Below are 26,114 nucleotides of genomic sequence, written 5' to 3'. Positions count from 1 at the left end.
GGTCCTGATGATTCGGTCTGTTCTGGTCGCCAACCGAGGCGAGATCGCGTGCCGGGTCTTCCGCACGTGCCGGGAGCTGGGCATCGCGACGGTCGCGGTGTACTCGGACGCGGACGGGTCGGCGCTGCACGTACGGGAGGCGGACGCGGCGGTACGGCTGCCGGGGGCAGCTCCCGGGGACACGTATCTGCGCGGCGAGCTGATCGTGAAAGCGGCGCTGGCAGCGGGAGCCGACGCGGTGCACCCGGGGTACGGATTCCTGTCCGAGAACGCGGAGTTCGCGCGGGCGGTCGAGGACGCGGGGCTGGTGTGGATCGGCCCGCCCGCGTCCGCGATCGAGGCGATGGCGTCGAAGACGCAGGCGAAAAAGCTCATGGGTCTGGCGCCCCTCGTCGATGTGACGGAAGCCGATTTCCCGGTCCTGGTGAAGGCGGCGGCGGGAGGCGGCGGCCGCGGCATGCGGATCGTGCGCTCGCTGTCCGCGCTGCCCGGTGAGCTGGCCGCGGCCCGCTCCGAGGCGGCGTCCGCCTTCGGCGACGGCGAGGTGTTCCTGGAGCCGTACATCGAACGCGGCCGCCATGTCGAGGTCCAGATCATGGCGGACGCGCACGGGACGGTATGGGCGCTCGGCACGCGCGACTGCTCGCTCCAGCGCCGCCACCAGAAGGTGATCGAGGAGTCCCCGGCCCCCGGCCTGGCGCCGGAGCTGGTCTCCTCGCTCCACGAGTCGGCGGTGGCCGCGGCACGGGCGGTGGGCTACCGGGGTGCGGGCACGGTGGAGTTCCTGGTCGCTCCGGACGGCCGGGCCCACTTCCTGGAGATGAACACCCGTCTCCAGGTCGAACACCCGGTGACGGAAGCGGTGTTCGGCCTCGACCTCGTCGCACTCCAGCTCCAGGTGGCGGAGGGCACGCCACTCGGCGATGCCCCAAAACCGCGCGGCCACGCGATCGAGGCCCGCCTCTACGCGGAGGACCCGTCGCAGGAGTGGACCCCGCAGACGGGCGTCCTGCACGAGTTCCGGGTCCCGGGCGAGCCTCCGGCCGTGCGCGTCGACACCGGTTACAGCGACGGCGACACCATCGGCGTGCACTACGACCCCATGATCGCCAAGGTCATCGCCTGGGCACCGACCCGCGCCCAGGCCCTGCGGCGGCTCTCTCACGCGCTGCGGCGGGCGCGGGTGCACGGGCCCGTGACCAACCGGGAGCTGCTCGTACGGTCGCTGGAACATCCGGAGTTCGCCGGCGCGGAGTTCGACACCGGGTTCTACGAGCGGAACCTGGAGGAGCTGACGAGCGCCGCGCCCGGCGAGGCGTACGCCGCGGCCGCCGCGGCACTCGCGGACGCGGCATCCCGGAGCGGGAGGTTCGGCGGATGGCGCAACCTGACCTCCCAGCCCCAGGTCAAGGGCTACGGCGAGCACGAGGTGCGCTACCGGCCCACCCGGAGTGGCGGGTACGCCGTCGACGACATGCCCGGCGTGCGCGTCGTCGGCGCCGGCCCCCGTCGCGTCGCGCTCGAAATCGACGGCGTCGTACGCCACTTCGACGTCACCGACCACGGCGACGGCCGCGTCCACATCGACAGCCCGCTCGGCTCGTACGCCCTCACCGCCCGGCCCCGGTTCACCGACCCCGAGGAGCGCGCCGTCCCCGGATCGCTGCTCGCGCCCATGCCCGGGACCGTCGTCCGCGTGGCCGACGGCATCGGCGAAGGCGTCCGGGTCGAACAGGGACAGCCGCTCGTCTGGCTGGAGGCCATGAAGATGGAGCACCGGATCGTGGCCCCGGCCTCCGGCACACTCACCGCACTTCACGCCGTACCCGGCCGTCAGGTCGAGGTCGGTGCCCTGCTCGCCGTCGTACAGGAGGAACAGGAAGCATGAGCAGCGTCGTAGAACGTCAGGAGCACACCGATCTGCGCGCCGCCGTCGCCGCCCTCGGGCAGCGGCACGGGCGCGGGTACGACCGCGAGCAGCTGTGGGCCGAGGCCGCCAAACTCGGCTATCTCGGGGTGAACCTTCCCGAGGAGCACGGCGGCGGCGGAGGCGGGATGCAGGAACTGTCCATCGTGCTGGAGGAGTTGGGGGCCGCCGGCTGCCCGCTGCTCATGATGGTCGTCTCGCCCGCCATCTGCGGCACCGTCATCGCCCGGTTCGGCACCGAGCAGCAGAAGACCGCCTGGCTGCCCGGACTCGCGGACGGCAGCCTCACCATGGCCTTCGGCATCACCGAGCCCGACGCCGGGTCGAACTCCCACCGGATCACGACCACCGCGCGCCGCACCGACGACGGCTGGATCCTCAGCGGGCGCAAGGTCTTCATTTCCGGGGTGGACATCGCTGACGCGACGCTCATCGTCGGGCGGACGGAAGACGCCCGCACCGGGAAACTCAAGCCCTGTCTCTTCATCGTGCCCCGCGACGCCGAAGGCTTCCAGCGCTCGCAGATCGACATGGAACTGCACGCGCAGGAGAAGCAGTTCGAGCTCGTGCTCGACAACGTCCGCCTGCCGCACGACGCGCTCGTCGGCGACGAGGACGCCGGTCTCCTCCAGCTCTTCGCCGGGCTCAACCCCGAGCGCATCATGACCGCCGCCTTCGCCATCGGGATGGGGCGCTACGCGCTCGCCCGGGCCGTCGAGTACGCGAAGACCCGCCAGGTCTGGAAGGAACCCATCGGCGCGCACCAGGCCATCGCCCATCCTCTCGCCCAGGCGCACATCGAACTCGAACTCGCCCGCCTGATGATGCAGAAGGCCGCCGCCCTCTACGACGCCGGCGACGACATCGGCGCCGGCGAGGCCGCCAACATGGCCAAGTACGCCGCCGGCGAGGCCTGTGTGAAGGCCGTCGACCAGTCCGTCCACACCCTCGGCGGCAACGGCCTGACCCGCGAGTACGGCCTCGCCTCCCTCATCACCGCGGCCCGCGTCGCCCGGATCGCGCCAGTCAGCCGCGAGATGATCCTCAATTACGTATCCCACCAGTCCCTGGGTCTCCCCAAGTCGTACTGATTAAGGAGATTCTGGCCGTCCACACGGAGGACTCACCGACTCACCGAGGGGCCGACATGGTGTTTCAGAGCGAGTACGCAGACGTCCCGGCCGTCATCGAGCCGATCCACGAAGCGGTGCTCGGCCGGGCAGCCGAGTACGGCGAGACGATCGCGCTGATCGACGGCGTCAACGGCACCACCGTCACCTACGCGCAGCTCGACCTGTTCCACCGGCGGATCGCCGCCGCGCTCGCCGCCGCCGGGCTGCGCAAGGGCGACGTACTGGCCCTGCACAGCCCCAACACCGTCGCCTACCCCGCCGTCTTCTACGGAGCCACCCGCGCCGGCGCGACCGTCACCACCGTCCATCCGCTCGCCACGGCGGAGGAGTTCGCCAAGCAGCTGCGCGACTCCTCCGCCCGCTGGATCGTCACCGTCTCACCGCTCCTCGAAGCCGCCCGCCGGGCCGCCGAACTCGTCGGCGGCATCCAGGAGATCTTCGTCTGCGACCAGGCCGAAGGCCATGTCAGCATCTTCGACATGCTCGGCTCGACCGCGCCCGAGCCGGACATCGAGACAGACCCGGCCGAGGACGTCGCCGCGCTGCCGTACTCCTCCGGCACCACCGGCGTCCCCAAAGGCGTGATGCTCACGCACCGGTCCATCGCCACCAACCTCGCGCAGCTGTATCCGCTGATGCCGCTCGGCCCCGGCGAACGCATTCTGGCCGTGCTGCCGTTCTTCCACATCTACGGCCTCACCGCGCTGATGAACGCGCCGCTGCGGCAGGGCGCGACCGTCGTCGTACTGCCCCGATTCGAGCTCGAGACCTTCCTCGCGGCCATCGAGAAGCACCGCATCACCGCCCTGTACGTCGCCCCGCCGATCGTGCTGGCGCTCGCCAAACACCCGGCGGTCGCGCAGTACGACCTGTCGTCGCTGCGCAACATCATCTGCTCCGCCGCACCGCTGGACGCCGAACTGGCCGCCGCCTGCTCCAAGCGGCTCGGCCTCCCGCCCATCGGCCAGGCCTACGGCATGACCGAACTCTCGCCCGGCACCCACCTCGTGCCCCTCGACGCGCAGAACCCGCCGCCCGGCACCGTCGGCAAGCTCATCGCGTCGACCGAGATGCGGATCGTCTCCCTCGACGATCCCGCCAAGGACGCCGCGCCCGGCGAGGACGGCGAGATAGCGATCCGCGGCCCGCAGGTGATGAAGGGCTATCTCGGCCGGCCCGACGACACCGCCCGGATCATCGACACCGACGGCTGGCTGCACACCGGCGACATCGGCCGGGTCGACGCCGACGGCTGGCTCTTCGTCGTCGACCGGGTCAAGGAGCTCATCAAGTACAAGGGCTACCAGGTCCCGCCCGCCGAACTGGAGGCGCTGCTGCTCACCCACGACTCCATCGCGGACGCGGCGGTGATCGGGGTGTACAACGAGGACGGGAACGAGATCCCGAAGGCGTACGTCGTACGGCAGCGCGGCGCCGACGACCTCACCGAGGACGATGTGATGGCCTTCGTCGCCGAGCGGGTCGCCCCGTACAAGAAGATCCGCCGCGTCGAATTCATCGACGGCGTGCCGCGCGCCGCATCCGGAAAGATCCTCCGACGCGAGCTGAGGGATCGGGAGAGGGAGACCACGTGACACTTCTCGCCACCGCGCACGAGCGGGGCATCACCACCCTGACGCTCGACTCGCCGGCGAACCGCAACGCGCTGTCGGCGCGGCTCGTCGGCGCGCTGGCGCAGGCGCTCGGCGAGTGCGCCAAGGACGAGTCGGTACGGGCGGTGGTGCTCACCCACACCGGGTCCACGTTCAGCGCCGGCGCCGACCTGAAGGCCCCGCCCAATCCGTACACGTTCGTCGAACTGCTCCGGCAGATCGTCACGCTGCCGAAACCGGTGGTGGCCCGCGTCACGGGGAAGACGCGGGCCGGCGGGCTCGGGCTGCTCGGGGCCTGCGACATCGCGGTGGCGTCGAGCGGTTCGGACTTCGCGTTCACGGAGGTACGGATCGGGGTCGCGCCCGCCGTGATCTCGCTTCCGCTGCTGCCGCGCCTGGACCCGCGCGCGGCCGAGCGCTACTACCTCACCGGGGAGCGCTTCGACGCGGCCGAGGCGGCCCGCATCGGACTGCTCACGCTCGCCGCCGACGACGTCGACGCGGCGCTCGCCCCGCTGCTCGACGGGCTGCGCAAGGCCGCGCCCCAGGGCCTGGCCGCGGCAAAGCAGCTGGTCACGGCTAAGGTGCTGGAGGCCTTCGACCGGGACGCGGAAGACCTGGTGCAGCGCTCGGCCTCGCTGTTCGCCTCGGCCGACGCGCGCGAAGGCATGACGGCCTTCCTCGAACGACGGGATCCCGCATGGGAGCTGTAGCCACGCCGAAGACCGCCGCGGCCAAGGCGCCGAAGCAGGACCGCAGCCGGGCCACCCGGCAGCGGCTGCTCGAGGCCGCGGTGTCCTGCCTCGCCGAACACGGCTGGGCAGGCTCGACGGTCTCCGTCGTCGCCGAGCGTGCGGGCGTGTCACGGGGCGCGGCCCAGCACCACTTCCCGACCAGGGAGGACCTGTTCACCGCGGCCGTCGAGTACGTCGCGGAGGAACGCTCCTCGGCGCTGCGGGCGCTGCCGACCCAGGACCGTACGGCCGTGGTCGCCGCCCTCGTCGACCTCTACACCGGCCCCCTGTTCCGCGCGGCGCTGCAACTGTGGGTGGCGGCCTCCAACGAGGAGCAACTGCGGCCGCGGGTCACGGAGCTGGAAGGCAAGGTCGGCCGTGAGACGCACCGGATCGCGGTACGGCTGCTGGACGTGGACGAGTCGCGTCCGGGCGTACGGGAAACGGTCCAGGGCCTGCTCGACATGGCGCGCGGGCTGGGGCTCGCGAACCTGCTGACGGACGACGCGGCGCGCCGGAAGCGGGTGGTGGCGCAGTGGGCGGCGCTGCTGGACGAGGTGCTGGACTGAGCGTCGACCGCTCCCAACGACCGGCTGTCCGGCCGTCCTGCGGTCCGGCTGACGGGCTGACCGCTCACCGGCAGACCTACGGTCCGCTGTCCGGCAGTCCGGCAGTCCGGCTGACGCGCCGACGCGTTGTCCGGCTGTCCGGCCGACCCGCTCACCGGCCCTCGGGCCGATCCGCCGATCCGCTGTGACCCGGGACACCGCTGTTCCGCCCGACCCGCAGTACCCTGGCCAGATGGTTCTGCTCGTACGCCGCCGCCACGTGGACTTCGTCCGCGTCACGAGCATGGGCTGTCGGCCCTCCGCCTGACTCAGCCCCCTCACCATCCAGGCACCCGCGGCCCGCCCCACCCCCGGCGCTCCCGCGGAACCCCGTACACCCCGCGGACGTACCCATGTCGCACTTGAGCTCGCCCCTTCAGCTTCCCGTCATCGACCTCTCCGCCGCCGACCGCGGCGGCCAGGCCCGCGCCCTGCTGCACGCGCAGCTGCACAGCGCCGCCCACGACGTCGGCTTCTTCCAGCTCACCGGCCACGGCGTCACCGAGGCCGAGACCACCGCGCTCACCTCCGCCATGCGGGCCTTCTTCGCGCTGCCCGAGGCCGACCGGCTCGCCATCGACAACATCAACTCACCGCACTTCCGCGGCTACACCCGCACCGGCGACGAACGCACCGGCGGCAGCCGCGACTGGCGCGACCAGCTCGACATCGGCGCCGAGCGTCCCGCCCACATACCCGGGCCCGGCGAGCCCGGCTACTGGTGGCTGGAAGGCCCCAACCAGTGGCCCGCCGCACTGCCCCGGCTGCGCACCGCAGCACTCGCCTGGATCGACCGCCTCAGCGCCGTCGCCGACCGGCTGCTGCACGAACTGCTCGCCGCGATCGGCGCACCGCCGGACTTCTACGACGACCTCTTCGGCGACCGCGCCCATCTGCACCTCAAGCTGGTGCGCTACCCCGGCAGCGCGGGCGACGGCGCAGCCCAGGGCGTCGGCGCGCACAAGGACTACGGCTTCCTCACGCTGCTCCACCAGGACCGCATCGGCGGCCTCCAGGTGGAACGCGAGGACGGCGCCTTCCACGATGTCCCGCCGCTGCCCGGCGCCTTCGTGGTCAACCTCGGCGAGCTGCTCGAAGTCGCCACGAACGGCTATCTCAAGGCCACCAACCACCGCGTCGTCAGCCCGCCCGGCGCCACCGAGCGGTACTCGGTGCCGTTCTTCTACAACCCGCGTCTGGACGCCCGTATCGAGCCGCTGGCGTTCCCGTACGCGGCGAACGCGCCCGGAGTGCGCGTCGACCCGGCAAACCCGCTGTTCGCGGAGTACGGCCGCAACGAACTCAAGGGCAAACTGCGGGCCCACCCGCTGGTGGCGGCCCGCCACCACGCCGACCTGCTGGCACAGGAACGTCAGCCGGCGATGTCGTCGTAACCGGCGATCTCGCGCGGATCCCGCGACCCCGGCCCGACATACCGCGCCGACGGCCGCACCAGGCGGCCCGTGCGCTTCTGCTCCAGGATGTGCGCCGACCAGCCCGCCGTACGCGCGCAGGTGAACATCGACGTGAACATGTGCGCCGGGACCTCCGCGAAGTCCAGCATGATCGCCGCCCAGAACTCCACGTTGGTGGCCAGCACCCGGTCAGGACGGCGGTTGTGCAACTCCTCCAGCGCCGCCTTCTCCAGCGCCTCCGCGACCTCGAACCGCGGCGCGTCCAGCTCCTTGGCCGTACGCCGCAGGACACGGGCGCGCGGGTCCTCGGCGCGGTACACGCGGTGGCCGAAGCCCATCAGCCGCTCGCCCTTGTCCAGCGCCCGCTTCACGTAAGCGGTCGCGTCGCCGGTGCGCTCGATCTCCTCGATCATCCCGAGGACCCGGGACGGCGCGCCGCCGTGCAGCGGCCCCGACATCGCACCGACCGCGCCCGACAGCGCGGCCGCGACATCCGCCCCGGTGGAAGCGATGACGCGCGCCGTGAACGTCGACGCGTTCATGCCGTGCTCCGCCGCCGAAGTCCAGTACGCGTCCACCGCCCGCACATGCCGCGGGTCCGGCTCGCCGCGCCAACGGATCATGAAGCGCTCCACGACCGACGTCGCCTTGTCGATCTCCCGCTGCGGAACCATCGGCAGACCCTGCCCGCGGGCACTCTGTGCCACATACGACAACGCCATCACGGCCGCCCGCGCCAGATCCTCACGGGCCTGCGCCTCGTCGATGTCGAGCAGCGGCCTGAGCCCCCACACCGGCGCGAGCATCGCCAGCGCCGACTGCACATCCACGCGGATGTCGCCGGAGTGCACCGGGATCGGGAACGGCTCGGCGGGCGGCAGCCCGGGGTTGAACGCGCCGTCGACCAGCAGCCCCCACACGTTCCCGAAGGAGACATGGCCGACCAGATCCTCGATGTCGACGCCGCGGTAGCGGAGCGAGCCGCCCTCCTTGTCGGGTTCGGCGATCTCCGTCTCGAACGCGACGACTCCTTCGAGTCCAGGTACGAAGTCGGACATCAGGCGGCTCCTCAAGGTGCGTACGACAGGCGTGGCGGGTGCTTGTCCCTTGTGGGTCGGACACCCCGGTGATGCCCCGTGCGGATGGTGGTCACCCAATCGCCGGGGAGGCAGGCACGATAACCCCTGCTGTAAGGGGGCCACAGTGGCCCGACCCAAGATTTTGGCGGGTTCGGCTGATGCGGGGAAGCGTGACGTCCGGCACACTGCACCAATTCGGACGAGGAGGATTGGCGGCACTCCGTGCCGGGCAAACTCGTGCACCGCGGCGCGACGGCGCTGCGGCAGGATGACTCCGTGACCGATGATCCCGTGGCCGATGGCCCCGCGGCCGAAGACGCCGCACCGCACCCGGACTCCGCCGTCCACCCCGCTTCCATCGACGACCTCGAATCCCACGACCCGGCCGCGATGCGCAAGCAGTACCGCTCCACACCGCTCCTGGAGACGGACCTTGCCGCCGTCCCCATGGACCAGTTCGCCCGCTGGTTCGGCGAGGCCGCGGCCGGCGGACTGCACGAGCCGAACGCCATGATCGTCTCCACCGCGACCGAGGACGGCCAACCGTCCTCCCGCACGGTGCTGCTCAAGCAGTACGACGCGGACGGCTTCGTCTTCTACACGAACTACGCCTCCCGCAAGGGCCGCGAACTGGCCGCCAACCCGCACATCTCGCTGCTCTTCCCCTGGCACCCGCTGGCCCGCCAGGTCATCGTCACGGGCACGGCGACCCGCATCGGCCGCGACGAAACGGTCGCCTACTTCCGCAGCCGCCCGCACGGCTCCCAGCTCGGCGCCTGGGCCAGCGCCCAGTCCTCGGTGATCGCCTCACGCGACGAACTCCTGCACACCTACGAGGAGCTGGCCTCCCGCTACCCGGAGGGCGAACAGGTACCGGCGCCGCCGGAGTGGGGCGGGTACCGGATCACGCCGGAGACGGTCGAGTTCTGGCAGGGCCACGAGAACCGGCTGCACGACCGGCTGCGCTATGTGCGTACGGGGGAGCCGGGATGGCGGGTGGAGCGGCTGGCGCCATGAGCCGCCGGCTCGAAAGCAGCCAGGGGCCGGAGGCCGGGAAGCCGAGGGCCGGGAACGCAGAAACCCGCGGGCTCTGGTCCCTCCTTACGGAGGAGCCGGCCGGACTTACCGGCGAGCCCGCGGGTCGGTGACTGCTTGGAATTTCGGCCGACGATCAGTCGGCTGCACACAGAGTGCGACGACGGGCCGTCAGCCCGCAGTCACCTCACGAGTCCGAGAAGAAATCACTTCCGGGCCACCTCCTTTCACGTGTGAACGACACCCTAGGAAGCACCGCGGCGGGGTACAACCCATTTAAGGACCATGCCGAAGAAGGGCCGCCGTGCGGCGCCGCGTTTCCGCCGTGCAACGATTTGCAGGAACCGCGTGTGTCCTGCGTCACGTTCGAGTTCAATGATCTGTAGACGCGACAGCTCGCGCGGCCACGTCCTGCAGGGGGTTCAGGATGAGTGCTTCCAAGAGTGAGACAGCCAACGCCCTGGGGCCTGACGAGCCCGAGCGGGAAGGCGCGGGTGCGGAGCCCGGGCCGGAGCCTGCGGTGGTGCCCGGGTCGGAGTTGCTTGCTGCGCTGCTCGATGGGATGGATGCCGCGCTCTGTGCCTTTGACGCGGACGGGACCATCACCCACTGGAACCGTGAGGCCGAGCGGATTCTCGGCTGGTCGCCGGAGGAGGCCGTGGGGCGGCGCGGGTTTGCCGGCTGGGCCGTGCGGAGCGCGGATGCCGGGGAGGTCGAGGGGCGGCTGATGGCCGCGATGGACGGGCCCGGGCGGCAGGTGCATGAGTTTGCGCTGTTGCGCAAGGACGGCGGGCGGGTGCTCGTACGGACTCAGTCGGCGCGGGTTCTCGGCGCGGACGGGAAGCCGAACGGGGTGTACTGCGCCTTCAGCGAGGTGCATGCGCAGATCGACCTGGAGCGTTCCATCGCGCTGAGCGAGGCTTTGTTCGAGGACGCTTCCTGGGGCGTCGTCCTCGTCGATGTCGATCTGCGGCCGACGGTCGTGAACGGCAATGCGGCCCGCGCTCTCGGCGCCGGCCGCACCTCGCCGCTGGGGCGGCCGCTGGGTGAGCTGGTGGTCCAGGGCGTGGAGGAGCTGGAGGGCGCGCTGCACCATGTGCTGTCGGAGGGTGCGCCGCGTGGGCTCACGGATGTGTGGGTGACGCTGGCGGCCGGCGACGGTGAGCGGCGGCGGTGCTGGCGCAGTGGATTCCTGCGGCTGGCGTCCCCGCTCGCGGAGGAGCCGGTGCCGCTCGGGGTGGGCTGGATGTTCGACGACGTGACGGAGGAGAAGCTCGCCGAGCAGGAGGCGAACCGGCTGCGGTTCCGTTCCAGTCAGCTGCATCGTGCGGGCCGGGCCGCCGCGGAGTGCGAGGACCCGATGGAGGCGGCGACGGCGTATCTGGACTTCGCGCTCGCGGGTTTCGCCGACCATGCGCTGATAGATCTGCTGGGGCCGGACGGGCGGCGGCTGGTTCGTACGGCCGCGACGCCGTCGGGCGCGCCGGGCCCGGTCGTGCCGGTGGCGGGCGGCGGCATCCCGGTCCGCTATCCGCACGGGCATCCGGCGCTCCAGGCGGCCGACCGCAACGGGTCGGTCCGTGCGAGCGTTCCGGCGAGCGGGGGTCCGGCGACGTGGGCGACGGACCGCCAGTGGCCGGCGGGCACGGTGCACGCGCTGTGCACGGTGCTGCGCAGCCGTGGCCGCACGCTGGGCGTGGTGACCTTCCTGCGCGGCGCGAGCCGCCCGGCGTTCGAGCGCACGGACGCGGTGTACGCGGAGAGCATGGCGGTCCTGACCGCCTCGGCGCTGGATCTGGTGCAGTCGACGGGCGGCGAGGGCGACCAGCGCGAGTAGTGAGCGGCCGGTCGCCGCCCCCGACACTCCCTAACGGCTAGCGGCGGTAGAAGATCCGGTCGCCGTACTCCGTCATCACGCGGCCGTTCCAGTCGTGCCCGCCGTCGACATTGCCCGACCGCAGCAGCGGCGGCTCGATGCCTCGCTCCACCAGCCGCTCCGCCGCGGCCGCCATCGTCGCCTGCATGAGCGCGCTGGTCACGACGGTGGAGGCGGGCGCGAACGGCGCCTCGATGCCCTCGTGGGTCAGCTCCGCGTCGCCGACCGCGATCTTGGAGTCGAGGACGATGTCGCAGTGGTCCTTGAGGAAGGTGCCGGACACATGCCGGGACTTGGTCTGCTCCGCGTACGCCACCGAGGTCACGCCGATGACCTTGAGGCCGAGCGCCCGAGCGTTCATCGCCATCTCGACGGGCAGTGCGTTGCGGCCGGAGAGCGAGATGATCACCAGTACGTCGCCGGACTTGACCGGGCTGGAGTCGAGCACCGCGCCCGCGAGGCCGTCGACCCGTTCCAGCGCGGAGCCGAGTGTGGCGGGCATGACGTCGACGCCGACGACGCCGGGGACGGCGAGCAGGTTCATCAGCGCGAAGCCGCCGGCCCGGTATACGACGTCCTGCGCGGCGAGCGAGGAGTGTCCGGCGCCGAAGGCGAAGAGCCGGCCGCCCGCGGCGACGGTGTCCGCGATGGTCTCTCCGGCGGCGGCGATGGTGCCCGCCTCCTCCTCGCGTACGCGTTGCAGCAGACCGATCGCGGCGTCGATGAACTGACCGGCCAGCTTGCTCTCGCTCATCGCCGAGCCCTTCCGGAGGTGGGGGAACGCGCAGCCGTACGGGGTACGTACAGAACGCGGCGGGATGACCCGCGTGGGAATACTCGTGCCGCGGATCACGTTGCGGTCTGGACCATTGCCCTGTCAATACAGACTCCCGCAATGCAGGCTCCCCGGCCGGGTTCCCCGGGCGCGGCCCGCTTGTCAGTGGGATGCGTCAGAATTGGGTCGGGGCCGCAGCGCACGACTCGTTTTTCATGTCAGAGCATCGAGGGGCACGTATGTCCGGATTGATCGACACGACGGAGATGTATCTCCGCACCATCCTCGAGCTGGAAGAGGAAGGTGTGGTGCCCATGCGCGCCCGCATCGCCGAGCGGCTCGACCAGAGCGGTCCGACGGTGAGCCAGACCGTGGCGCGTATGGAGCGGGACGGCCTGGTGACGGTGGCCGGCGACCGTCACCTGGAGCTGACCGATGAGGGCCGCCGGCTGGCGACGCGCGTGATGCGCAAGCACCGGCTCGCGGAGTGTCTGCTGGTCGACGTGATCGGCCTGGAGTGGGAGCAGGTTCACGCGGAGGCCTGCCGCTGGGAGCACGTGATGAGCGAGGCGGTGGAGCGGCGCGTGCTGGAGCTGCTGCGTCACCCCACGGAATCGCCGTACGGGAACCCGATTCCGGGTCTGGAGGAGCTGGGCGAGAAGGCGGAGGCCGACCCGTTCCTGGACGACGGCATGGTCTCGCTGGCGGACCTGGACCCGGGTACGGACGGCAAGACGGTGGTTGTGCGCCGGATCGGCGAGCCGATTCAGACGGACGCCCAGCTGATGTACACGCTCCGTCGGGCGGGCGTGCAGCCCGGTTCGGTGGTGAGTGTGACGGAGGCCGCGGGTGGAGTGCTGGTCGGCAGCAGCGGTGAGGCGGCGGAGCTGGACGCGGAAGTGGCGTCGCATGTCTTCGTGGCCAAGAGGTAACGGCTGGGGGTAATCCCGGTCACGGAGGCGATGCGGTCGCTCGCCTTCCGTATCCTTGAAACCGTTTTCCGTCCGGAATGGCAGCGCCCGGGCGAAACGCGTGCCAGGCTGTGGCTGAGGCAGATGACCCATGGCTGGGGTGGGGGTCCCCCCGGCGGAGCCAGGGGGAGGATGGCGGTATGCGCCCTTTGTACGCCCGGTGCGCACTTCGGCGCCCGCAGCAGATCTCGTACCACCGCAGCGCATTCGCATTCACCTCCTACGCGCAGAGGGGCCCCGGCGCCCATGGGCGCCGGGGCCTGTCCTCCCCTGTGCTGACCCGGAGCCCCGAGCTCTCAGGGTCATTCCCTTCGGACCGTCTTCCCCGATCGGCCCGCCTCCCGTTGAAGATCTCCCCTCGCCGGTCGGAGTCAATCCTTGAGCGTGGTCACTCGAATGAGGGGTGTTGCGCGCCAGAGCCGAGTTTTCGAATAAAGGTTCGATAGTCTTGCGGTAGCGACCGAGCGGGACGACCCGGGGGAGAGAAGGGGGTGCCAGGCACATGGTGCAGCGCATCGACGTGACCGGAGCCGGCGGCGTACGCCTGGCTGCCTGGGAGTTCGCGGATCCGCCCAAGGGTCGTGGCGAGGCAGAGCATGCCCCCGCGGTCTTACTGCTGCACGGCCTGATGGGCCGTGCCTCGCACTGGGCGTCCACGGCACGCTGGCTGACGGAGCGGCACCGGGCGGTCGCGCTCGACCAGCGGGGCCACGGCCGCAGCGACAAACCGGCGGAGGGTCCGTTCACGCGCGAGGCGTACGTGTCCGACGCCGAGGCCGCGGTCGAACAACTGGGCCTGGCCCCGGTGACCCTGATCGGCCACTCGATGGGCGCGCTGACGGCCTGGCAGCTCGCGGCCAAACGCCCGGACCTGGTCCAGGCGTTGATCATCTGTGACATGCGGGCGTCGGCGCTGGGGGCGGCGTCGCAGCGCGAGTGGGAGGACTGGTTCCGCTCGTGGCCGGTCCCGTTCGCGACGCTGGCGGACGTGCGCAAGTGGTACGGCGAGGACGACCCGTGGGTCGAGCATCCCAGCCCTTCGCGCGGAGAGTTCTTCGCCGAGGTCATGGCGGAACGGGCGGACGGCTGGCGTCCGGTCTTCTCCCGCCGCCAGATGCTCAAGTCCCGTGAAACGTGGGTCCACGACGCCCACTGGGAGGAGCTGGCGCAGGTCCAGTGCCCGACGCTGGTGGTCCGCGGCCTGGACGGCGAACTGGGCCGCGCGGAGGCCCAGGAGATGGTCCGGGTCCTGCCGCGCGGTGAGTACGCGGAGGTGGCGGACGCGGGCCATCTGGTCCACTACGACCAGCCGGAGGGCTGGCGCACGGCGATCGAGCCGTTTCTGGACGGTGTGCGCACGCCGTGACGTGCGGTCCGGCGCTGCTGTCCCGCCGGGGAGCGGCGGGCGGCGGGCGGCGCAGTGAGCATGTCGCCTGCGCGCGGCGCGGGTTGGTGCCGGTGCGAGGGTGATCGCCGTCAGCCGCGGCGGCAGCGGCTGGGCGGTCAGCTACGTCAGCGAGGTCAGCAACCAGTCGACCGGCTCCTGCCCCGACCTCGGCTCCTCGCCGGTGGTGGCCGGCGTGCTGGACCGGGTCGGGCTCGGTCGGTCTGACGGGTTCACATACGAGGTCGTCTTCCGGCGTTGCGCCGGCTGCGAGGAGATCAACGCCGTGCGGGAGGACGACTCGTGTGTGTCTTCTGCGGGGGCGTGCTGCCTGCCTGGTGGATTACGGCGGAACGTTCCGTCAGAAGGAGAAGACCGTGCCGTCCGCCAGGCTGCCCTCCATCTCGCACATGTTGCCGTACATGGCCGACCAGGTGACGTGCTTGCCCTGCCACACGCCGTTGGCGGTGACGACGACCGGGTCCCACTGGCGCGTACAGGTCTTCTGCGACGGGGTGTCGGCCAGGGCCGAGAACTCGCCGTTCACGGTGTGCAGTTCGGCGCAAGCCGCCTTGGGCGCGGGGTGCGTGCCCTCCGGGCGCGGCGAGCAGGTGAGGGTGACGGCCCGCTGGACCGTGGCCGTCGCAGCCGTCTCGCCCTTGCCGATCGTGAGCACGAGGGCCGACGGGGCGTAGAGGCTGTTCGTGCCGGCGGGCTGGGCCGCGGGCTGGGCGCCCGCCGTGCCCGCCGCGGCGGCGCTCAGGAAAAGGGCGGCAGTCGTGGCGATTGTGCTCCGCAGGTAACGCATGTGTGAAACTCCTTCATTCGGGGGGAGATTGCGGTCGGGAGTCTTGCGTATGCGGACAGTGAGTGCACATTGATCACCACTTTCCGGCCGCGCACATTCGAACACCCGGACCGAATGGTCGTTCGGGCAGCTCGGAGCGGGTGTGACGGGGCGTCCAGCATATGGACGATCATCGTTGGTATAAGCCAGAACTATCGTCTGAGCTGCGAAAACGCCGAAACGGTTCTGCGTCTCGCAGAACCGCTTCGACTGGAAACTGTCGCTCCATGAGGTCCGGCCCGGCCCGTCGCGGTTCGCGAACGTATACAGAAGGCCGTGCGCAGACGCGCCGTCAGGCGATCGGCCGGCGCATCTCCTCGCGGACCTTCACCGTCTCCTCCACCACCGCCTTGAGGTCGACCTCCTGCGGGGACTGCTTCGCCGTCTTCACACTCGTCAGGGCGATCGCCGCGGTCGTGTTCCCGTCGGCCCAGGCACACATCGGGAGCGTGCTCGCGGCGCCGTCCGTCTGCTTCGTCGTCAACACCTGGCAGGTGATGGCCACTTCCGAGCCGGCCGGAGTGAAGTCCTTCGCCGGTACGGCGATCGTGGAGCCGTCCGAGTCCCCGGCGCCCTTCAGGATCCTGCTGCGGGCCTCGTCGGGGTCCTTGATGCGGCCGTGCATGCCAGAGACGATCAGTACGCCTCCCTCGGCCTGCGAGAGGTAACGCGCCATGGAGCCCTGGGCGTCGCGGATATTGGCCTCGCTGGTCCCGGCCAACTCGTCCTGGTAGTCCTCGGACATGTCGTCGTCCAGCTTGTACCGGCCGCCGAGCAGCGTCTGGGGGCGGGTGAGCTCGTGCGTCGCCTCCGGGAAGCTCTCGCTGCTGCCGCCACTTCCGCCGCCGACGACGTTGTTCCCGAACCAGGAGAACGCCGCCACAGCCGCGATCGCCCCCACCGTGATGAGGGCGATCATCGGCCCCTTGTTCTTCCGCGGCGGAGGCGGCGGCGCACCCCAGCCACCGGGTCCGCCCTGCCCCGGGTACGGCTGCTGCTGGTACGGGTACGGCGGCTGAGCCCCGTACCCCGGCTGCGGCTGGGCCTGAGGTTGTGCCTGCGGGTACGACGGGAACTGCGGCTGCTGCTGCGGGAACTGCGGCTGCGTGTAAGGGTTCGGAGGCGGCGTAGACATGGTCGTCACGCTATCCGCACGCCGCCTCACCGTGCGAAGCACCCCATGCGCCCCTGGCGCCTCCGCCGGCCCGCCTCAACCCTTGCTGACCGCCGTCAGAATCTCCGGCAGCCTGTTCGCCGTCTGCGGCGCCGCGACCCGCACCCCGGCCCACCCGATCAGCAGCCCGTACGCCGCCCCCACCGGAAGCATCAGCCACAGCGCCGAGTCCGCGCCCGACGCGTGCATCCAGATCGTCAGCGCGATCACCGGCGCGCACAGCACCGCGGCCGAGATCATGCCGCCGAAGATCGAGATCCAGGCCAGCCCGCCCTGCCCCGGTGCGACGTTCTTGTACGCGCTGTCCTGCGGGATCGAGTACGGGAAGCGGGCCGACGCCACCGCTCCTGTCGCCAGCATCGCGCCGAGCAGCGCGAACGACAGGCCCAGTACCTCGGGCAGCGCCTCCCAGTTGCCCAGCAGCGCGGCGGTCAGCGCAGTGACCAGCGCGGTGTAGGGCAGGGTGATCACCAGCAACGCCAGTGCACGCGCCCGCAGTTCCGCGTACGCGTCCTTCGTGGACGAGATCGTCAGCGCCACCATCCAGAACGCCGAGGTGTCCTGCCCGAACTGGTTGTACATCTGGATGCCGAGCATCCCGGCGGCAAAGCAGGCGAAGTAGATCGAGCCCGTGCCCTGAAGCGCGTTGAACAGCGGCACGATCAGACCGATCGCCAGCGCCGTCACCCAGGCCGCCTTCGTCTTCGGGTCCCGCCACACATAACGCAGGCTGCGCTGCATCACCGTGCCCGTGCGGCCCTCGGGCAGCAGATGGTGCAGACCGGTCGAGGACTCCTTGCGCGTCGGCTCCGAGGCCGCGGCGAGCGTCGAGCCGTCCGGCGACGTCATCAGCTTGGTCAGGCTGTGCTGCCACCACCACAGCAGCGCGAGCAACGCGGCGCCCGACAGTGCGAGTTGCGCGACCGCGATCCCGTACGAGCCCTCGCTCGCCGAGTCGATCGCGCCGATCGCCGACGCCGGCGGCACCCACCGGGCGATCCCCGCCGCCGGGTCGAGCGCCGAGAGGCCGCCCGACTCGCCCAGGCGCTGCGCGCCGAAGTTGACGACCTGGATGCCGACCGCGATCACCAGACCGCTCAGTACGGCCAGATCGCGGCCCTTGCGCGAGGTCAGCAGCCGGATGTTGCCCGCGGCGACCGCCCGCGCGAGTGCCACGCACACCAGCAGCGTCAGCGGGACGGCGACCACCGAGACGAGCAGCGCTGCGACGCCGTGCGCGAGCGCGAGCGCCGAACCCACCGTCAGGCACAGCGTGAACAGCGGCCCGATGCCGACCAGTGAGGCCGCCAGCAGCGCCCGGACCAGCGGCCCGGGACGCAGCGGCAGCATCACCAGACGGGTCGGGTCCAGCGTCTCGTCACCGCTCGGGAAGAACAGCGGCATCACGGCCCAGCCGAGCGCCAGCACCGCGGTGAGCAGCACGACCACCGACGCGGCGTGATCGTTTCCGCGCAGGGCGATCAGGCCGATCAACTGGCCTGCCGCGAGAAGCAGCGTGACGACGAGCGAGGTGACGAACGCGGCGGTGCGGCTCGACGACTGGTGCAGCCCGTTGCGCAGCAGCGACAGCTTGAGCCGTATGAAGATCGGCGCCAGCGACGCGGCGGGGGTGGCGGAGACCGTGCTCAACGTGCACCGCCGCCGAGCCAGTCCAGCGACTCCGCGTGGTCCCGCTCGTTCGCGCCCACCAGTTCCAGGAACGCGCTCTGCAACGACTTCGCGTCGCCCCGTACCTCCGCCAGCGGGCCCTGCGCCCGGATCCGTCCGGCAGCCATCACGGCGACCCAGTCGCACAGCGACTCCACCAGCTCCATCACATGGCTGGAGAAGACCACCGTCGCGCCGGACTCGGTGTACCGCTCCAGCACTCCGCGGATCGTCTGTGCGGAGACCGGGTCGACGCCCTCGAACGGCTCGTCCAGGAACAGCACTTCGGGATTGTGCAGCAGCGCCGCCGCCAGACCGATCTTCTTCCGCATGCCCGTGGAGTAGTCGACGACCAGCTTGTGCTGCGCGCCCGCCAGATCCAGTACGTCGAGCAGCTGCGCGGCCCGCTTGTCGACCTCTTCGCCGGGCAGTCCGCGCAGCCGGCCGCTGTAGCCGAGGAGTTCACGGCCGGAGAGCCGCTCGAACAGGCGCAGGCCCTCCGGCAGCACGCCGATCCGGGACTTGACCTCGACCGGGTCGCGCCACACGTCGTGGCCGGCCACCTCGACCCGGCCCTGGTCCGGTCGCAGCAGGCCCGTCACCATCGACAGGGTGGTCGTCTTTCCCGCGCCGTTCGGGCCGACCAGGCCGATGAACTGGCCCGCGGGCAGTGTGAGGTCGATGCCGGCGACCGCGATCTGCTCGCCGAACCTCTTCCACAGTCCCTCAACGCGGACGGCGGGCGGCGCTGTTCGCGCCCCGCCCGCCGTTTCGGCTCCAATTGCCTGGTCCGGCATGGTGCCCTGCCCTTCGATGTCCCCGTAAGTGTGTCTGTACGGGACCACCTTATGTAGGGGCCGTCTAACCGCGCCGGGCCCGTTCCGCTGCCGCCTCCCGCCCGCACGCGTACGCCAGCGGGCTGATCAACTCGTCCGCGTCCGGCAGCCAGCGGTTGGCGGTCGTGGGCCGGCGGGCCCACTGGACCGCGCCGTGGCCGCCGATGCGCGTCGGCGGGGCGGCGACATAGTGGCCCTCGCCGCGGGCGATCAGATCCATCGTGCTCGGCATCCAGCCCAGGGTGCGGACCAGATCGGGGACCTTGACCGCGGCGCCGGGCAGCACGAAGAACAGCATCCGGCGGTCGGGCGTACAGGTCACGGGGCCGAGCGGCAGACCCATCCGCTCCAGGCGGGCCAGCGCCAGAAAGCCCGCCGAATCGGAGACCTCGATGGCGTCGAAGGTGCGGCCCGTCGGCAGCAGGATCGACGCCTTCGGCTGCTTCGACCAGATGCGGCGGGCCGCGGTCGCGCTCCCGGTCGCCTGGTTCGCCCAGTCCGGCCTGGCCGGGTGGGCGCCCGGCAGGTGGCAGTCGGCGTCCCCGCACGAGCAGCGCTCCCTGCCGTCCACCGCCTCCAGCCAGGTGCCGGGGAACACGTCCCAGTGCCGGTCTTCCGCGTACCGCACGGCGTGGTCCAGCAGCTGGTCACCTCGCTGCTGGTCCAGCAGCTGGTCACCTCGCTGCTGGGGGATGTGTGCGGCTTCCGTGACTGCGATGGTCTCTTCCACGACACACTCAACTCCCGCCGCCACCTCGGGTTACGGGCGTCCGGAGCCGGGGGCGTGGAGCATCGATCCTGCACGCGGGGCGCACGGGTGCATGGGTGGGGGCGCGCATGCGGCAGGGCCGCGGCGAGCGGGTAGCCACCTGCGAGGGCGTTGCCTTCGGGGGTTCCGGGAAAAACAGACCAACTCGCTCAAGTCTGCATTCTCCGTATATAAGGCGGGCAGTGATCACTTCATGGATCACCCGCGGCCACAGGGGGTAATCATGGCAGCCAGGCCTCTCGTCGCCCGACAGCCGAACGAACGGTTGCAGGCGCTCATCCAGGAAGCGGGGTGTTCCAACGCCGGGCTCGCCCGTCGCGTCAACATGGTCGGCGTGGAGCGGGGGTTGGATCTTCGGTACGACAAGACATCGGTGGCGCGCTGGCTGCGCGGGCAGCAGCCGCGCGGTCGTGCACCAGGAATCATCGCCGAGGCGCTGGGCCGCAAACTGGGCCGTACGGTCACGATCGACGAGATCGGCATGGCCAATGGCAAGAACCTGGCGTCGGGCGTCGGCCTGCAGTTCTCGCCGACCGTGCTCGGCGCGATCGAGCAGGTCTGTGAGCTGTGGCGGAGCGATGTCGGCCGCCGTGACTTCCTGTCCGGTTCCGCGGTCGCCGCGTCCGCGCTCGTCGAGCCGAGCCGCGACTGGCTGATCACCGGCGCGGACACGCAGGTGGCGCGCACGGCGGGCGCGCGGGTGGGCATCTCGGACGTCGAGGCGGTACGGGCGATGACCCAGGCGCTCAACGAGCTGGACCACCGGTTCGGCAGCGGACATGTCCGGCCGGTGGTCGTGCACTATCTGAACAGCGTGGTGTCCGGGCTGCTGTCGGGCTCGTACCGCGAGTCGGTGGGCCGCGAACTGTTCGCGGCCGTCGCGCGGTTGACGGAGCTCGCGGGATACATGGCCGTCGACACCGGCCAGCCCGGACTCGCCCAGCGCTACTACATCCAGGCCCTCCGGCTCGCCCAGGCCGCGGGCGACCGCGGGTACGGCGGCTATGTGCTGGCCGCCTCGATGAGTCATCTGGCCGCGCAGCTCGGCAACCCGCGCGAAATCGCCCAACTGGCGCGCGCCGCCCAGGAAGGCGCCCGCGGCCATGTCACTCCACGGGCCGAGGCGATGTTCTTCGCCGCCGAAGCCCGCGGCCACGCCCTGCTCGGTGACGCCCGTACCTGCCACGCGGTCGCCGGCCGGGCGCTCAATGCACTCGAGCGCGCCGAACCGCACAGCGGCGACGACCCGGCATGGATCGCCCACTTCGACCGCGCGTACCTCGCGGACGAACTGGCCCACTGCTACCGCGACCTCGGCCAGGCCGAGGCGGCCGCCCACCATGCCACGGCCGCGCTGGACGGCCACCCGGAGTCCCGGGCCAGGCGCCGGGCGATCGGCCTGGTCCTGCTGGCCACGGCGCAGGTCCAGCAGCGCGAGGTCGAGCAGGCCTGCCACACGGGCACGCGCGCGGTGGAGCTGCTGGGCCGGCTGCGCTCCAGCCGGGGCGCGGAGTATCTGGACGATCTCCAGCAGCGTCTGGAGCCGTACGCGGACGAGGCGTCGGTCAGGGAGTTCGGCGCGCGGCTGGAGCTCCAGGCGGCGTGACACTCGACACGTCGGGTGCGGGAGCGGCCCCCTTAACAGCGACTTAAGGGGGCTTCTTGTTACTACGTGTGCGCGTGTGTGCGGAGCGGCTGAGCCACCCGGTAGCGTGAGCCGACGGTTCCGTAGGTTTACACGTAGGAGTCCCGGTGACGCAAAGCGGACAGGGTGACGAGCGGCAGCTTCCTGCTGCGCGACCCGCGCACGAAGGCGTCGTGCTGCCCGCCGACGGATCTGACCCCTTCATACCGGGCGTTTCCGACCCACAGGTGGCTCCGGCGGGCGGACAGCCGTGGGGCGAGCCGTGGGGGCCGGAGCAGCAGCCGGGACCGCAGCAGGGACAGCTGCCGGAGCAGCCCCAGGGCGGCGCCTACGCACAGCAGGAGTACGGACAGCAGGAGTACGCACAGCAGCAGCAACAGCAACAGCAGCAGTACGGGGAGCAGAACTACGGGCAGCAGCCGTACGCGGAGCCGCAGTACGGGCAGCCGGCTCAGGGCGGCTGGGGCGAGGCCCCGCAGCCTGCGTACGGCGGGCAGGCCCTGCCCGAGCCGCAGCCGCTGCCGGCCGCTCTGCCGCCGCAGATTCCCGGTCCCGGCGTCGGCGCCTCGGACGCGACGCAGTACATCCCGCCGGTCGCGGCTGCCCCCGCGCCCGGCGCCTCGGACGCCACGCAGTACATCCAGCCCGTCGGGCCCGGTGCGCTGCCGCCCGAGGCTCTCGCCGAGTCCACGACCTTCCTCGGGACGCAGTCCCTCCAGCAAGGAGCGCCCGGGGCGTCGGACGCGACGCAGTACATCCCGCCCGTGCCGGCCGCGCCCAACGCCGCGCCGCTCGGGATCAGGCCCGGTGCGCCCGGTGACCGGCAGCCTCCGGCGGAGTTCGACAGCCTCTTCCGTACGGACGCGCCCGCCCAAGTGGCCGATTCGACGCAGCAGTTGCCGCGCTTCGAGGCCCAAGGGTCGCAGCAGCCCCAGTATCAGCAGCCGTACCAGCAACAGCACCAGCCACCGCAGTATCAGCAGCCGCAGTACGAGCCGGAGGAGCCCGAGGCCGGCGGTCGGCGCAAGTCCTCGCTCGTGCCGGTCGTCGCCGCCGTGGTGGTCGGCTGTGCCGTGCTCGGACTCGGCGTCAGCGCCCTGATGTACGGCGGCGGGGACGACAAGAAGGACGACCCGGGAGCCGGCTCGAACGTCGCCGCCTCGTCCCCGGCGCCCAGCGACTCCCCGAAGGCCGCCGACGACCCGGCGAAGACGCAGGCCGAAGCGCTCGACAAGCTTCTCGCGGACAGCAACAACAGCCGCGACGCGGTGATCCGCTCGGTGGAGAACATCAAGCGGTGCGAGAACCTGGACCAGGCCTTCACCGATCTGAAGGGCGCCGCCACGCAGCGCCGCAGCCTGGTGACCCGGCTCCAGGGGCTGACCATCGACAAGCTGCCCAGCCACTCCGAGCTGAATTCCTCGCTCACCAAGGCCTGGCAGGCGTCCGCGTCGGCGGACGACCACTACGCGGCCTGGGCCCAGCAGGTCAAGGACAAGAAGGGCTGCAAGGACGGCAAAGCCCGCGCTACCGGACAAACCGCTCAGGCGAACCGTGCCAGCGGTGAGGCGACCAAGGCCAAGCGCGAAGCGTCCAAGCTCTGGAACGCCATCGCGGACAAGTACAGCCTCACCGAGCGCCGCCCCGAGCAGCTCTAGCCGCCGCTCCGCCGGAGACCGTCAGGAGACCGCCGGAGACCGTCAGGAGACGGCGGTCTCCAGCGTCTGGCTGACATCCACGAAGCCCCGCTTCTGGGCCACCAGCCGCCCCTCGCGCACCACCTGGAAGGTCACGCCGCGGTTGACGATCCGCGGGTAGCCCGGCGTGCCGAGCATGTCCTCGTAGTTCCAGCGCAGCGTCGGCGTCAGCCCGCCGGTCGTCACCCGCACCCCGCCGTCGAGCGCGTGCGAGATCTTGCCGGGCGAGACCTGGTCGCTGTCGAGCGACTGGACGACCGTCTTCAGCGCGGTGTACGCGATCCACGTGGTCTGCACGCCCGCGTCCGCCGGGTCGATGCGGTTGTCGCCGAAGGCGTGGGCGTTGATGACCTTCTCCATCTCGCTCCAGCGGGCGTCGCCGGCGTCCGGGTACCAGCCGGTGATGAAGGCGCCTTCGAAGGGGCCGTTGCGCCCGCCGGTGCTGTCGATGAGCGGCTGGCCGACGCTGCCGACGACCGACGAGATCCTGATCTTGCGGTCGTCCTCCGGCAGTCGCCGGAAGGAGTCGAAGAAGGTCGCGGTGCGCTCGCCGAGCGCGGCGGTGACACAGCCGGGCCGCTTGTCGCTGCTCGTCGCCGAGCCCGCGCCGGCCTTGTCGCGGGCCGTTGTGGCCGGTGAGGTGTAGTCGGTCGCGTCGTCGGCCGCCAGGATGTCCGTGGACTCGCGGTCGCTGCCCACCTTGAGGCCGGAGTTGAGGAGCTGGGGCAGTTCGTCGCCGGCGAGCGTGTTGGGCCGTACCAGCGAGACGCGGCGGCAGACGCCGGAGAGCTGTATTCCGTTGCCGGCGAGGAGTGCGGCCTGGCCGCCGTTGACGGGGTAGGAGAGGTAGCTGGTGAACTCCTCCTCGGATATCCCGTAGCCGCCGATGAAGGGGATGCCGGCCGCTTCCAGCGGGGCCATGAAGGCGTCGCCGTGCTGGCTGTACGAGCCGACGACCGCGTCCACGCCCTCCTTGACCGCGCGGCGGGCGCAGGCGGCCGCGCCGATCGAGGTGTTCTGCTCGTTGCAGGAGATGATGCGCAGCTCGTGTCCGTCGATGCCGCCCTGCGTGTTGACCCAGCGGGCGTACGCCTTCGCCATGGCGGGCATGCCGGGCATGTTGGTCGCTCTGGTGTCCTGCGGGGCGAAGGTCATCACCTTGACGGGTTCCCTGGAGCCCCCCGTGGCACCAGGGAGTATCCCGCAGCCGGTGGCCAGCAACGCTCCGGCCGCTGCGGCAGCCGTCGAGGTGCGTACGGCGCGAACTCGTGCGGTGCTTGAAGGGCGGGGGGAGGAGGAACGTCGCCAACCGGTCATGGTTATGCAGATTTCCGGTTCCCGGGTAACGGCGGAGTGAGCATTGTTCAACCAGGGGTGACCGGAAGGTGAATTGCAGGGGGCGGTCAGAGCGCTCGAAGCGGGAACGTACGATCGACGGCGTGCAGCAAGGTTCGGTCACCCCTTCCCGTCGCGGCCGTCGCTCCTCCACCATGGGCGACATGCCTGTAACCGACATGCCCTGGTGGCGCTGGCGCAGCAATGTGCGCTCGGCGCTCCATATGCTTTCCGATCCCGTCTTCCACCACGAGACCTGGCTGGCCGGCCGCGAGGGATACGGCGACGTCACCGACGCCGTCTACCGGCTGGTCGAGGACACCTGGCTGGACAACTGGTCCGCCGAGAAGTACGTCGGCACGATCTTCCGTGACTCCGGCGAGGCCGCCCTCGTCGACGTCGCCGTGCTGCGAGTGCTGCGGATCATGCACCAGGTCGGCGCCGACGCCCAGGTCTCCGCGTATCTGGAGCACCACGGCTGGCCGGAGGCGGTACGGGCGGCCCGTGACGCGCACGTACGGCTGGCGTCGAACGACGGCGAGGACCCGGACGCGCCTCCGCGTTCGCTGGATGTGCTGCGGATCATGACCCGTTCCGCCTGACCCGTTCTGCCCGACCCGTTCCGCCTGACCCGTTCCACGTGATCGCCTCGGCGCGATCCGCTTCGGCGTGATCCGTTTCGCCTGACGGACGGTCCTACGGCGGTGTCCGCCGGATATGGCACCCTACGAGGATGACCGACCAGTACGTCCTGACGCTCTCCTGCCCGGACAAACAGGGCATCGTGCATGCCGTGTCGAGCTATCTCTTCATCACTGGCTGCAACATCGAGGACAGCCAGCAGTTCGGGGACCGGGACACGGGTCTGTTCTTCATGCGGGTCCACTTCTCGGCCGAGGCGCCGGTGACCGTGGAGAAGCTGCGGGCCAGCTTCGCCGCCGTCGGGGACTCGTTCCAGATGGACTGGGAGATCCATCTCGCCGAAGAGCGCATGCGGATCGTGCTCATGGTCAGCAAGTTCGGTCACTGCCTGAACGATCTGCTCTTCCGCTCCAGGATCGGCGCGCTGCCGGTGGAGATCGCGGCGGTCGTCTCCAATCACACGGACTTCGCCGAGCTCGTCGCCTCCTACGACATTCCTTTCCACCACATTCCGGTCAGCAGGGACAACAAGGCCGAGGCCGAGGCGCAGCTGCTGGAGCTGGTGCGCGCCGAGAAGGTCGAACTGGTGGTGCTCGCCCGCTATATGCAGGTGCTGTCGGACGATCTCTGCAAGCAGCTGAACGGCCGGATCATCAACATCCACCACTCCTTCCTGCCGAGCTTCAAGGGCGCGAAGCCCTACCACCAGGCGCATGCCCGCGGTGTGAAGCTGATCGGTGCGACCGCGCACTATGTGACGGCCGACCTCGACGAGGGCCCGATCATCGAGCAGGAGGTCGAGCGGGTCGGCCACGAGGTCACCCCGGACCAGCTGGTGGCGATCGGCCGCGATGTGGAGTGCCAGGCGCTGGCCCGCGCGGTGAAGTGGCACGCGGAGCACCGGATCCTGCTGAACGGCCGCCGCACGGTCGTCTTCGCGTAGCCGGCTTG

The 26,114-nt window shown here is 70.8% G+C and carries 22 protein-coding genes; 14 read left to right on the top strand and 8 right to left on the bottom strand.

Going from position 1 to position 26,114, the window contains the following annotated elements; genetic code table 11:
• The first annotated feature begins 7 nt into the window (after nt 1-7).
• From ACH4YL_RS31305 to ACH4YL_RS31280, 6 genes are all read left to right on the top strand, one after another.
• Entirely contained in the window at nt 8-1,888 is a 1,881-nt protein-coding gene (locus ACH4YL_RS31305) for a biotin carboxylase N-terminal domain-containing protein (RefSeq protein WP_398510846.1), read from the top strand.
• Entirely contained in the window at nt 1,885-3,018 is a 1,134-nt protein-coding gene (locus ACH4YL_RS31300; RefSeq protein WP_398510845.1) for an acyl-CoA dehydrogenase family protein, read from the top strand. Before ACH4YL_RS31305 ends, ACH4YL_RS31300 begins: the two co-directional genes overlap by 4 nt.
• Before the next feature lie 56 nt (nt 3,019-3,074).
• Nucleotides 3,075-4,655: a 4-coumarate--CoA ligase family protein gene (locus ACH4YL_RS31295; RefSeq protein WP_398510844.1), complete on the top strand. Its 1,581-nt coding sequence runs from the start codon at nt 3,075-3,077 to the stop codon at nt 4,653-4,655.
• Nucleotides 4,652-5,386 carry an enoyl-CoA hydratase family protein gene (locus ACH4YL_RS31290; protein ID WP_398510843.1) on the top strand — a complete coding sequence of 245 codons (735 nt, stop codon included), beginning with the start codon at nt 4,652-4,654 and terminating at the stop codon, nt 5,384-5,386. The genes ACH4YL_RS31295 and ACH4YL_RS31290 overlap by 4 nt, the downstream gene beginning before the upstream one ends.
• Nucleotides 5,374-5,976, top strand: a complete 603-nt coding sequence (locus ACH4YL_RS31285) for a TetR/AcrR family transcriptional regulator (protein WP_398510842.1) — start codon at nt 5,374-5,376, stop codon at nt 5,974-5,976. The genes ACH4YL_RS31290 and ACH4YL_RS31285 overlap by 13 nt, the downstream gene beginning before the upstream one ends.
• Before the next feature lie 392 nt (nt 5,977-6,368).
• The gene (locus ACH4YL_RS31280) at nt 6,369-7,409 is read left to right on the top strand and encodes an isopenicillin N synthase family dioxygenase (protein ID WP_398510841.1); all 1,041 of its coding nucleotides are present in this window, start codon (nt 6,369-6,371) and stop codon (nt 7,407-7,409) included.
• Here the strand turns inward: ACH4YL_RS31280 and ACH4YL_RS31275 are convergent.
• Entirely contained in the window at nt 7,388-8,488 is a 1,101-nt protein-coding gene (locus tag ACH4YL_RS31275) for a citrate synthase 2 (RefSeq protein ID WP_398510840.1), read from the bottom strand. The genes ACH4YL_RS31280 and ACH4YL_RS31275 overlap by 22 nt on opposite strands.
• Before the next feature lie 411 nt (nt 8,489-8,899).
• Between ACH4YL_RS31275 and pdxH the strand changes: the two genes are divergently transcribed.
• Together pdxH and ACH4YL_RS31265 are read left to right on the top strand one after the other, a co-directional pair.
• Entirely contained in the window at nt 8,900-9,526 is a 627-nt protein-coding gene (gene pdxH / locus ACH4YL_RS31270; RefSeq protein WP_398510944.1) for a pyridoxamine 5'-phosphate oxidase, read from the top strand.
• 445 nt (nt 9,527-9,971) lie between these two features.
• Nucleotides 9,972-11,381, top strand: coding sequence for a PAS domain-containing protein (locus ACH4YL_RS31265; protein WP_398510839.1), 1,410 nt, complete (start codon nt 9,972-9,974; stop codon nt 11,379-11,381).
• Between the two features lie 37 nt (nt 11,382-11,418).
• Here the strand turns inward: ACH4YL_RS31265 and ACH4YL_RS31260 are convergent, their stop codons facing one another.
• On the bottom strand, nt 11,419-12,174 hold the full coding sequence (locus ACH4YL_RS31260) for an SIS domain-containing protein (RefSeq protein ID WP_398510838.1): 756 nt from the start codon (nt 12,172-12,174) through the stop codon (nt 11,419-11,421).
• A 260-nt stretch (nt 12,175-12,434) separates the two neighbouring features.
• Here ACH4YL_RS31260 and ACH4YL_RS31255 point away from each other — a divergent pair, with 260 nt between their 5' ends.
• Both ACH4YL_RS31255 and ACH4YL_RS31250 read left to right on the top strand, forming a co-directional pair.
• Complete coding sequence (locus tag ACH4YL_RS31255) at nt 12,435-13,127, top strand: metal-dependent transcriptional regulator (RefSeq protein ID WP_398510837.1); 693 nt, start codon at nt 12,435-12,437, stop codon at nt 13,125-13,127.
• A gap of 541 nt (nt 13,128-13,668) precedes the next feature.
• A complete protein-coding gene (locus tag ACH4YL_RS31250; RefSeq protein WP_398510836.1) occupies nt 13,669-14,532 on the top strand; it encodes an alpha/beta fold hydrolase in 864 nt (287 codons plus the stop codon).
• A 379-nt stretch (nt 14,533-14,911) separates the two neighbouring features.
• Here ACH4YL_RS31250 and ACH4YL_RS31245 read toward each other — a convergent pair whose 3' ends face one another.
• The 5 genes from ACH4YL_RS31245 to ACH4YL_RS31225 all read right to left on the bottom strand — a co-directional run bounded on the left by ACH4YL_RS31245 (nt 14,912) and on the right by ACH4YL_RS31225 (nt 19,805).
• Complete coding sequence (locus ACH4YL_RS31245; protein ID WP_398510835.1) at nt 14,912-15,358, bottom strand: subtilase-type protease inhibitor; 447 nt, start codon at nt 15,356-15,358, stop codon at nt 14,912-14,914.
• Between the two features lie 331 nt (nt 15,359-15,689).
• The gene (locus ACH4YL_RS31240) at nt 15,690-16,532 is read right to left on the bottom strand and encodes a hypothetical protein (protein WP_398510834.1); all 843 of its coding nucleotides are present in this window, start codon (nt 16,530-16,532) and stop codon (nt 15,690-15,692) included.
• 75 nt (nt 16,533-16,607) lie between these two features.
• Nucleotides 16,608-18,221 (bottom strand): transporter, encoded by a 1,614-nt coding sequence (locus ACH4YL_RS31235; RefSeq protein WP_398510833.1) that lies wholly within the window; start codon nt 18,219-18,221, stop codon nt 16,608-16,610.
• The gene (locus tag ACH4YL_RS31230) at nt 18,218-19,036 is read right to left on the bottom strand and encodes an ABC transporter ATP-binding protein (RefSeq protein ID WP_398510832.1); all 819 of its coding nucleotides are present in this window, start codon (nt 19,034-19,036) and stop codon (nt 18,218-18,220) included. Before ACH4YL_RS31230 ends, ACH4YL_RS31235 begins: the two co-directional genes overlap by 4 nt.
• A gap of 64 nt (nt 19,037-19,100) precedes the next feature.
• Nucleotides 19,101-19,805, bottom strand: a complete 705-nt coding sequence (locus tag ACH4YL_RS31225) for a bifunctional DNA primase/polymerase (protein WP_398510831.1) — start codon at nt 19,803-19,805, stop codon at nt 19,101-19,103.
• 262 nt (nt 19,806-20,067) lie between these two features.
• Between ACH4YL_RS31225 and ACH4YL_RS31220 the strand changes: the two genes are divergently transcribed.
• Nucleotides 20,068-21,450, top strand: coding sequence for a transcriptional regulator (locus tag ACH4YL_RS31220; RefSeq protein WP_398510830.1), 1,383 nt, complete (start codon nt 20,068-20,070; stop codon nt 21,448-21,450).
• 146 nt (nt 21,451-21,596) lie between these two features.
• On the top strand, nt 21,597-23,147 hold the full coding sequence (locus tag ACH4YL_RS31215; RefSeq protein WP_398510829.1) for a hypothetical protein: 1,551 nt from the start codon (nt 21,597-21,599) through the stop codon (nt 23,145-23,147).
• Nucleotides 23,148-23,189: 42 nt separating this feature from the next.
• Here ACH4YL_RS31215 and ACH4YL_RS31210 read toward each other — a convergent pair whose 3' ends face one another.
• A complete protein-coding gene (locus ACH4YL_RS31210; RefSeq protein WP_398510828.1) occupies nt 23,190-24,503 on the bottom strand; it encodes an ABC transporter substrate-binding protein in 1,314 nt (437 codons plus the stop codon).
• Between the two features lie 173 nt (nt 24,504-24,676).
• On the opposite strand from ACH4YL_RS31210, the gene ACH4YL_RS31205 reads away from it, so the two are divergent.
• On the top strand, nt 24,677-25,123 hold the full coding sequence (locus ACH4YL_RS31205; RefSeq protein ID WP_398510943.1) for a hypothetical protein: 447 nt from the start codon (nt 24,677-24,679) through the stop codon (nt 25,121-25,123).
• 131 nt (nt 25,124-25,254) lie between these two features.
• Nucleotides 25,255-26,106: a formyltetrahydrofolate deformylase gene (purU, locus tag ACH4YL_RS31200; RefSeq protein WP_398510827.1), complete on the top strand. Its 852-nt coding sequence runs from the start codon at nt 25,255-25,257 to the stop codon at nt 26,104-26,106.
• Nucleotides 26,107-26,114: the final 8 nt, after the last annotated feature.

The organism is Streptomyces sp. NPDC020681, from assembly GCF_044334895.1.
Lineage (GTDB): Bacteria > Actinomycetota > Actinomycetes > Streptomycetales > Streptomycetaceae > Streptomyces.
The sequence above is the reverse complement of the archived record's forward strand: the minus strand, read 5'-3'. Positions and strand labels throughout refer to the sequence as shown.

Coding starts and splice junctions, on each gene's coding strand:
- ACH4YL_RS31305 (WP_398510846.1), top strand. CDS start 8: ATGATTCGGTCTGTTCTGGTCGCCAACCGAGGCGAGATCGCGTGCCGG.
- ACH4YL_RS31300 (WP_398510845.1), top strand. CDS start 1,885: ATGAGCAGCGTCGTAGAACGTCAGGAGCACACCGATCTGCGCGCCGCC.
- ACH4YL_RS31295 (WP_398510844.1), top strand. CDS start 3,075: ATGGTGTTTCAGAGCGAGTACGCAGACGTCCCGGCCGTCATCGAGCCG.
- ACH4YL_RS31285 (WP_398510842.1), top strand. CDS start 5,374: ATGGGAGCTGTAGCCACGCCGAAGACCGCCGCGGCCAAGGCGCCGAAG.
- ACH4YL_RS31280 (WP_398510841.1), top strand. CDS start 6,369: ATGTCGCACTTGAGCTCGCCCCTTCAGCTTCCCGTCATCGACCTCTCC.
- ACH4YL_RS31275 (WP_398510840.1), bottom strand. CDS start 8,488: ATGTCCGACTTCGTACCTGGACTCGAAGGAGTCGTCGCGTTCGAGACG.
- pdxH (WP_398510944.1), top strand. CDS start 8,900: ATGCGCAAGCAGTACCGCTCCACACCGCTCCTGGAGACGGACCTTGCC.
- ACH4YL_RS31265 (WP_398510839.1), top strand. CDS start 9,972: ATGAGTGCTTCCAAGAGTGAGACAGCCAACGCCCTGGGGCCTGACGAG.
- ACH4YL_RS31260 (WP_398510838.1), bottom strand. CDS start 12,174: ATGAGCGAGAGCAAGCTGGCCGGTCAGTTCATCGACGCCGCGATCGGT.
- ACH4YL_RS31255 (WP_398510837.1), top strand. CDS start 12,435: ATGTCCGGATTGATCGACACGACGGAGATGTATCTCCGCACCATCCTC.
- ACH4YL_RS31250 (WP_398510836.1), top strand. CDS start 13,669: ATGGTGCAGCGCATCGACGTGACCGGAGCCGGCGGCGTACGCCTGGCT.
- ACH4YL_RS31245 (WP_398510835.1), bottom strand. CDS start 15,358: ATGCGTTACCTGCGGAGCACAATCGCCACGACTGCCGCCCTTTTCCTG.
- ACH4YL_RS31240 (WP_398510834.1), bottom strand. CDS start 16,532: ATGTCTACGCCGCCTCCGAACCCTTACACGCAGCCGCAGTTCCCGCAG.
- ACH4YL_RS31230 (WP_398510832.1), bottom strand. CDS start 19,036: ATGCCGGACCAGGCAATTGGAGCCGAAACGGCGGGCGGGGCGCGAACA.
- ACH4YL_RS31220 (WP_398510830.1), top strand. CDS start 20,068: ATGGCAGCCAGGCCTCTCGTCGCCCGACAGCCGAACGAACGGTTGCAG.
- ACH4YL_RS31210 (WP_398510828.1), bottom strand. CDS start 24,503: ATGACCGGTTGGCGACGTTCCTCCTCCCCCCGCCCTTCAAGCACCGCA.
- ACH4YL_RS31205 (WP_398510943.1), top strand. CDS start 24,677: ATGGGCGACATGCCTGTAACCGACATGCCCTGGTGGCGCTGGCGCAGC.
- purU (WP_398510827.1), top strand. CDS start 25,255: ATGACCGACCAGTACGTCCTGACGCTCTCCTGCCCGGACAAACAGGGC.